General features: G+C 68.6%; 2 protein-coding genes. Both read left to right on the top strand.

Features of this window, described 5'->3' with window-relative positions; genetic code table 11:
* Positions 1-703: family 2B encapsulin nanocompartment shell protein (locus KN815_RS18085; protein ID WP_301184596.1), on the top strand; the 703-nt coding region annotated here is incomplete at its 5' end.
* 71 nt (positions 704-774) lie between these two features.
* The coding region (locus KN815_RS18080) for a family 2B encapsulin nanocompartment shell protein (RefSeq protein ID WP_216342967.1) at positions 775-1,698 on the top strand (924 nt) is incomplete at its 3' end.

The raw sequence follows: 1,698 nt of genomic DNA, 5'->3' as shown, positions 1-1,698 counted from the left end.
CGCGGGCGAGCCGGTCCTGCCGGGCACCTTCGTGGACTACGAACTGGCCCCGCGCGAGTACGAGCTGAGCGTGGCCCAGACGGTACTGCGTGTCCACACCCGCGTCGCCGACCTCTACAACGAGCCCATGAACCAGGTCGAGCAGCAACTCCGCCTCACCATCGAGGCCCTGCGCGAACGCCAGGAACACGAACTCGTCAACAACCGCGAGATCGGCCTGCTGCACAACGCCGACCTCTCCCAGCGCATCCACACCCGCGGCGGACCGCCCACCCCCGACGACCTCGACGCGCTGCTGGCCACCGTCTGGAAGGACCCGGGGCTGATCCTGGCGCATCCGCGCGCCATCGCGGCGATCGGCCGCGAGTTCAACAGCCGTGGCCTCTCCCCGCAGCCCACGGAGGTGAACGGCCATGCGATGCCGGCCTGGCGGGGCGTGCCCATCTTCCCGTGCAACAAGATTCCGGTGTCCCGGAGCGGGGTGACCTCGATTCTCGTCCTGCGCACCGGCGAGGAGAACCAGGGGGTCATCGGACTGCACCGCACCGGAATTCCCGACGAATACCAGCCGAGCCTCTCGGTGCGGTTCATGGGAATCAGTGAGCAGGCCATCATCTCGTATCTCGTCAGCGCCTACTATTCCGCGGCCGTGCTCGTCCCGGACGCGCTCGGAATTCTGGAGAACGTGGAAATCGGACTCTGACGCCCGCCCGACCGGGCCCGTGGCCTTCGCATACCTTCCCGAAGATCTACCGAAATGGGTGATGAGCACTTATGACCACTTCCGTGGAATCCGGTGAGCAGCCGCTGAGTCTGGGCACGGCCGCCGCACGGAATCTGGCGACCACCACCAAGTCCGTTCCGCAGATGCAGGCCATCTCCTCCCGGTGGCTGCTGCGCGTCCTCCCCTGGGTGCAGGTGTCGGCCGGTACGTACCGGGTGAACCGCCGACTGACGTACACGGTCGGAGACGGTCGAGTGGAGTTCATCAGCACCGGATCGCAGGTGCGGGTCATCCCACCGGAGCTGGGCGAGCTGCCGACGCTGCGCGGCTTCGGGGACACCGCCGTACTGGAATCGCTGGCCGACGGGTGCGTCCAGCGTGAGTACGCTCCCGGGGATGTGCTGGTGGAGGCGGGCCGCCCGGCCGACCAGGTCTTCCTGATCGCCCACGGCAAGGTCCGCCAGGTCGCCCCCGGCGCCTATGACGAGGGCACCACGCTGGCGGTGCTGGCCGACGGGGAGTACTTCGGCGACGCGGTGCTGACCGGTCCGGAGCACACCTGGGAGTTCACCGCCCGGGCCGTCACCCGGACCACCGTGCTCACCCTCCCCCGCCGCGTCGTCCAGGAGGCCGCCGATCGCTCCGATGCGCTGCGCGACCATCTCCAGGGGCTTTCCGAGCGGTCCACGCCCGCTCAGAACCGGCGCGGTGAGGCCGATATCGCCGTCGCGTCCGGCCACGCGGGCGAGCCGGTCCTGCCGGGCACCTTCGTGGACTACGAACTGGCCCCGCGCGAGTACGAGCTGAGCGTGGCCCAGACGGTACTGCGTGTCCACACCCGCGTCGCCGACCTCTACAACGAGCCCATGAACCAGGTCGAGCAGCAACTCCGCCTCACCATCGAGGCCCTGCGCGAACGCCAGGAACACGAACTCGTCAACAACCGCGAATTCGGCCTGCTGCACAACGCCGAC

Source organism: Streptomyces niphimycinicus, from assembly GCF_018883605.1.
Lineage (GTDB): Bacteria > Actinomycetota > Actinomycetes > Streptomycetales > Streptomycetaceae > Streptomyces > Streptomyces niphimycinicus.
Note: the sequence above shows the minus strand (reverse complement) of the source record. Positions and strands in the feature narration are given on the sequence as shown.